The sequence below is a fragment of the Mesorhizobium sp. M1A.F.Ca.ET.072.01.1.1 genome (genome assembly GCF_004023325.1).
In the GTDB taxonomy this organism is placed as follows: domain Bacteria; phylum Pseudomonadota; class Alphaproteobacteria; order Rhizobiales; family Rhizobiaceae; genus Mesorhizobium.
Genome location: NZ_RZSF01000399.1, coordinates 1 through 5178, shown reverse-complemented (window position 1 = coordinate 5178; position 5178 = coordinate 1). Strand labels below are relative to the sequence as shown.

Genomic DNA, 5178 nt, shown 5'->3' with positions numbered 1-5178 from the left:
TGCGGCCAAGCTCCGAATAGACTTTTTCGGCTGCCTTCTCGCGGATGTGGCAGGTGTTGAGCAGCACCAGATCGGCGTCTTCGACGGCGTCGGTGGCGACATAGCCGTCGGCCGCCAGCGCATCGGTCATACGCTGGGAATCGTAGACATTCATCTGGCAGCCATAAGTCTTGACGAAGACCTTTTTCGCCGCCCGGGCATGCACCGGCTCGCGCTCGAGCGCGGTGCCGATGTCGTGACTTTCAATCGTGTTCAATTCCATCGGGCGGCTTCTAACGCCTTTCCGCGACAAAAAACAGCCAATTCCGGCAGGATACGGCGCCGCGCGTCCGTTTTTCAAGCTATGCGCTGACGACTGGGACGCGGCTCGGCGAGCGCAGCCTGCATCATCTCGCGCACTCTCGCTTCCATCAATCTTGCCGTTTCCTTGCGGTTAGAACCCTTGGAGAAGGGCACCGGATCACCGAAATGCACTTCGGCATCGAGCGAGCCCTCGGCAAGCAAACCCTTCAAATGCGGTATCAGGTCCTGGTCGCCGATCCAGGCGGCGATCGGCCGGTGACGGCGGCCCATCGGCACGCCATGCAGGCGCGTATAGGCGATCGCCACCGGCTGGATGAAGACCTGGCCCGCCGCCCCTTCCGAAATCGCCATCGAGGCGGCGCCGAACAAGGTGCTCTTGAACGGCAGCACCAGATTGCCATCGCCGGTCGACCCCTCGGCGAACAGCACCATCGCATCGCCCTTGGCCATGCGTCTGGCGATCTCGCTCGCCTGGTCGCCGGAGGTGCGTTTGCGCTCGCGCTCGATGAAGACGGTGCGCTGCAGCTTGGACAGCATGCCGATCATCGGCCAGCCTTCCATGTCGGCCCTGGCGATGAACTTCACATCGACAAAGGAGCCGAGCACCATGATGTCGGTCCAGGAGATGTGGTTGGCAGCGATGAGCAAGGGGCGCTCTTTCGAGAGCGCGCCTTTGACGTGCACGCGCATGCCCAGCGCCTTGAGGATCATGCTGTGCCAGATTTTGAGGACGACCGTCTCCGGCCAAAGCCTCGTCTTCATCGACAGGAGCTGCAGCGGCGCCAGCACCAGCGTGCCGGCGGCGACCAGGCCGAACGCCAGGAAAATCCGCAATTTCTTGATCATTCGCTCCGGCCCTATCCCACGGTCTGGCTAGCGAAGATCGCGGCGCATGACAAGCGCGCCGGTCGGGCCGTGCTCGGTCGACCGGTAGTAGTTCGGACGCTGGCCGACCTGACGGAAGCCGAGCCGGCGATAGAGCGCGATGGCCGGCGTATTGGTCTCGTCGACCTCGAGGAACAGCGCCTCGGCGCGCTGCGCATGCAATTCGCGCAGCACCGCATCGATCAATTGCCAGCCAAGCCCCTGGCGCCGATGGGCGCGAGCCACCGCGACCGTAAGGATCTCGCCCTCGCCTGCCGCGAGCCGCGCCAGCACGAAACCGACCGGCGGCTTCGCACCCTGCCCGGTCTCGCGCGCGGCGTAACCGAACACGGTGTCCTGTTCGAGCAGTGCCGCGAACTCGCCATCGGTCCAGGGGCGAACGAAATCCTCGCGATGCAGCACCGCAACGGCGGCGCTGTCGGCCACCGTCAGCGGCTCCAGCGCATAATCCCTGCGGCGCGGCTGAAAGAAAGGTATGCGCATCAGGATTTTTTTCCCTTTGGTGCATGATCTTCTCCAGAACCCGGCTTCCCGGATTCATGGCTCCGCCTTGGCAGAATGAAACCGGCCTGCGGCTTGGCGTCGGCGCCGCGCAGATAGAGCGGCTTCGGCTTTGCGCCTGGCCCTTTCGCGGCGGCCAGTCGGGCATAGGTCGCTATGTCGGCTGTGGCAACGGCCGGCCCGGTGTCGAAACCATGTCCGCTCGCCGCGATCAGCGGCGCGGCGGTGCCGGTGAGGACCGCTTTCGCATCGACTGCCATTCCGGTCGCTTGGGAAAGCGTGGCCACCATTGGTCCGTAAGTCAGAACTAACGCTTCATCGAAAAGTGCCGCATGGAGTTCCTCGCGGCCGGCGTCGAGCGCCGCCAGCACGGCGCGGCCGGGAAAGGCATTCGCGGCCTCCGCCGCCAACGCTTCCAGCGTCGTCACGCCGATGGCCGGGATCTTCAGCGCCAGGGCCAAGCCGCGCGCGGTCGAGACGCCGACGCGCAGGCCAGTGAAAGAACCGGGGCCGATCGAGACGGCTACAGCGTCCAAGCCTTGGTAGCCGATCCCGCTGGCCTTCAATGCCGCCTCGATGACGGCCATCAGATGCTCGGCATGCCCTTTGCCGAGGTCGAGCACCTGGCGGCCAAGCTCGATGCCAGCGTCAGCGTCGTGTACGCAGGCGGCGCAGAGATTGGCGGCGCAGTCGATGGCGAGCAGCTTCATAGGGCCGGTTAACCAACTGGATCAAAACACATTCCCTGTGCCCGGCATGGCCCGCCGCCGCAAGGGCCACGCCGCATAAATGTTATGCGGCTTGGCTTTAGCGCGACATCAGGAAGCTGGCCTTGACAGCGATCAGCCCGCAGCCGCGATGCGCAGCACGTGGTTGTCCCAGACATAGTCAGGTTCGGCGCGCGACCCGCCCGCACCGCCGACGATCTCGCCAGCGCCGGTCGTTGCCATGAAGTCGGCGCCGTCCGGCGCGAGACCGCAAACTTCGACCAGCGACTTCGTTGCGACAACGCGTCCGCTGGCGGCATCGATGACGGCCAGCGAATTACCCTTCGGCGAGGTCACGGCGACGGTGCCGGCATCGGGATTGGCGGCAACCGAGCCGATATAGTTGCGGAAGCCCGACAGCACGTCCTGCGGCATCTCCAAAAGCTCGAGCTCCTTGCCGCGCGCGGCGCGGCCGACCAGCGCCGGCCGGTCAGTCGCCGGCCCGCGATACTGGCAGCCGAACCAGACGGTGCCCGCCTGGTCGCGGTCCATGTGACGGATCGACAGCTGATGCAGCGCCGGAAACAATTCGTGCTTTTCGATCAGGTCGCCAGTGATGCGGTCGACCAGCGTGTAGGAAGGCTTCATCGTTGCGATGTTGAGCTCGGCGCGGCCGAAATCCGGATGCGTTTCGATGCCGCCATTCGCGACGGCGAGCGTCCTGCCGTCGCCGAGCAGCAGCAGTTCGTGCGGACCCGTGCCGTAGGTCGGGAACTCGCCGACGCGGCTGAACTTCGCCCGCGCGTCATAGACGCCGACGACGCCGGCGGCGTTGTCGAAATCATTTTCCGTTGCATAGAGCAGCGCGCCGTCGGGCGAGAACACGCCGTGACCGAAGAAGTGCCGGCCGGCGATGCTGGCGATGGTCAAAGGCTCCTCGCGGCCGGTGTGGTCGAAGACCATCGCGAAGGTGCCGGGCTGGCGGGCGAAGACGATCGAGCGTTTCGACACCGGATCGAACGCGACGTCGTGGCCACGGTCGGGCAGATCGAGCGTGTGCAGGATCTTGCCGGCCTCGGAGAGCACGGCGGCGCCGAAGCTGCCGTCGCGCCTGACGAAGGCCGTGGCGAAGACGGCGTCCGTTGCAAGCGTCTCCGCCCAGGCGCGCGGCGCCATCGCCGCGGCGAAGCCGGCGCCGGCGGCACGCAGAAAGTCGCGGCGATCGATGAGCGGCGTCGTCACGGCGTCAATCACCATCCAGCGACGAAAAGCCGGCGGTCAGGCCAAACTCGGCGGTCATCCTGGTGCCGATCAGGGTCGAGAGGCTGGAGGTGATCAGCGCGAGATGCTCGAGCTTGTCGCGTAGCGCCGGATCGGCGAGCGCCTTGTCGATCGGGCCGCTAACAGACTTCGCCGTCGCCACGCCGTTGGTCAGCTGGATGTGGATGGATTCGGCCATCCACCGCGCATCGGCGGGCAGCGCATCGCCAAGCTTGGAGGCCTGGAACAGCTTGTCGATGCCGGACAGATTTCCGGCCAGCGATTTCAGCGTGTTCTGCGAGCGCCAGTAGATCGCCTGCTTCGGCTTGTCAGCATCGGGCTTCGCGCCAAGAAAACCCTTGAGCCGCACGTCGCGGATCATTTCCAGCTCATTGATGAAAACGCCGACCAGTTCCGTAACCGCCTCGGTACCATCACGATAGAGCGGGTTCTTCGGCCCCGGATTGGCCCAGAGCGAGGCAAAACCATCGGGCTTGCTCCATGCTTCGCGGACCTCGCCGGCGATCGCTCGGATGTTGCTGGCCACCGCCGCGCCGTAGGCGCAGCGATAGGGATCGTCCTTACTGGCAAGCGTTTCGGCGCCATCGCCGAACAGCACATATTCCAACGCACCGAGGCCCTGCATGGCCACGCTCTTTCCCGCGAGTTGCGCCGGATCGGCGGCGGATGGATCCTTGGCAACGAGGGTCGACTGCACCTGCCTCAATCCGATGCTCTTGCGGTCCGGCCAGTAGAGCATGCGCTCCAGCCGGTTGTTTTCCTTGATGGGCCCGAAGGCGATGATCTCGGCCACGGACCAGGCTTCGACTGTGACGGAAAACTCGGTACGCGCCGCGTCGAGATTTTGCTGGGACGGCGCATTGCAGAGCTGGCGCATCGCCTGGGTCAGGGTTCCGGCATGGTCGTCGAGGCTGGCGTAGGCCGGGCGGACGAAGCCGTCGATCGCGCGTCCGATAACATCGGAAGCTTTGACCGCGGCCTGGGTCGGCAAGGCCGCGGCCAGCAAGAAAGGAAGGGCAAGCGCGGCGGCACGTCGGTTAAACATCAGAGCGACTCCAGGAATTTGATCAGCGCATTGCGGTCGGCGGCAGCTGCGCCGGCAAAGCGGTCGCGCGCCTTCTGGCCCTCGCCGCCGTGCCACAAGATCGCCTCTTCGAGCGTCCGCGCGCGGCCGTCATGCAGATAGAAGCTGTTGCCGTTGACTGTGGCGGTCAGGCCGATGCCCCAGAGCGGCGGCGTGCGCCATTCGCTGCCGCTCGCCTCCCCCACGCGCTGCCCGTCGGCGAGGCCCTCGCCCATGTCGTGCAGCAGGAAATCGGAATAGGGCCAGATCAGTTGGAAGGCTTGCGCCTTGTTGGGCGTGCCGCGCATGGTGACGAATTTCGGCGTGTGGCAGGAAATGCAGCCCATCTCGTAGAATTGCTTCTTGCCGGAAAGAACCTCCGGCTTGTCGAGGTCGCGCCGCGCCGGCACAGCGAGGTTCTGCGAATAGAAGGTGACG

General features: G+C 65.3%; 6 protein-coding genes and 1 pseudogene. All 7 read right to left on the bottom strand.

Features of this window, described 5'->3' with window-relative positions; all coding sequences use genetic code 11:
* Nucleotides 1–262, bottom strand: a pseudogene (locus EOA32_RS32740) (tRNA (N6-isopentenyl adenosine(37)-C2)-methylthiotransferase MiaB); the annotation flags it as partial.
* A 74-nt stretch (nt 263–336) separates the two neighbouring features.
* A complete protein-coding gene (locus EOA32_RS32735; RefSeq protein ID WP_128373933.1) occupies nt 337–1149 on the bottom strand; it encodes a lysophospholipid acyltransferase family protein in 813 nt (270 codons plus the stop codon).
* A gap of 27 nt (nt 1150–1176) precedes the next feature.
* On the bottom strand, nt 1177–1671 hold the full coding sequence (gene rimI / locus EOA32_RS32730) for a ribosomal protein S18-alanine N-acetyltransferase (protein ID WP_095777510.1): 495 nt from the start codon (nt 1669–1671) through the stop codon (nt 1177–1179).
* Nucleotides 1671–2399, bottom strand: a complete 729-nt coding sequence (gene tsaB / locus EOA32_RS32725) for a tRNA (adenosine(37)-N6)-threonylcarbamoyltransferase complex dimerization subunit type 1 TsaB (RefSeq protein WP_067324508.1) — start codon at nt 2397–2399, stop codon at nt 1671–1673. Before tsaB ends, rimI begins: the two co-directional genes overlap by 1 nt.
* Before the next feature lie 132 nt (nt 2400–2531).
* Nucleotides 2532–3638 (bottom strand): DUF1513 domain-containing protein, encoded by a 1107-nt coding sequence (locus tag EOA32_RS32720; protein WP_128373932.1) that lies wholly within the window; start codon nt 3636–3638, stop codon nt 2532–2534.
* Between the two features lie 4 nt (nt 3639–3642).
* A complete protein-coding gene (locus EOA32_RS32715) occupies nt 3643–4722 on the bottom strand; it encodes an imelysin family protein (RefSeq protein WP_082980510.1) in 1080 nt (359 codons plus the stop codon).
* Nucleotides 4722–5178, bottom strand: a 457-nt coding sequence (locus EOA32_RS32710) for a di-heme oxidoredictase family protein (RefSeq protein ID WP_128373931.1), incomplete at its 5' end; no start/stop codon positions are given. The genes EOA32_RS32710 and EOA32_RS32715, both read right to left, overlap by 1 nt.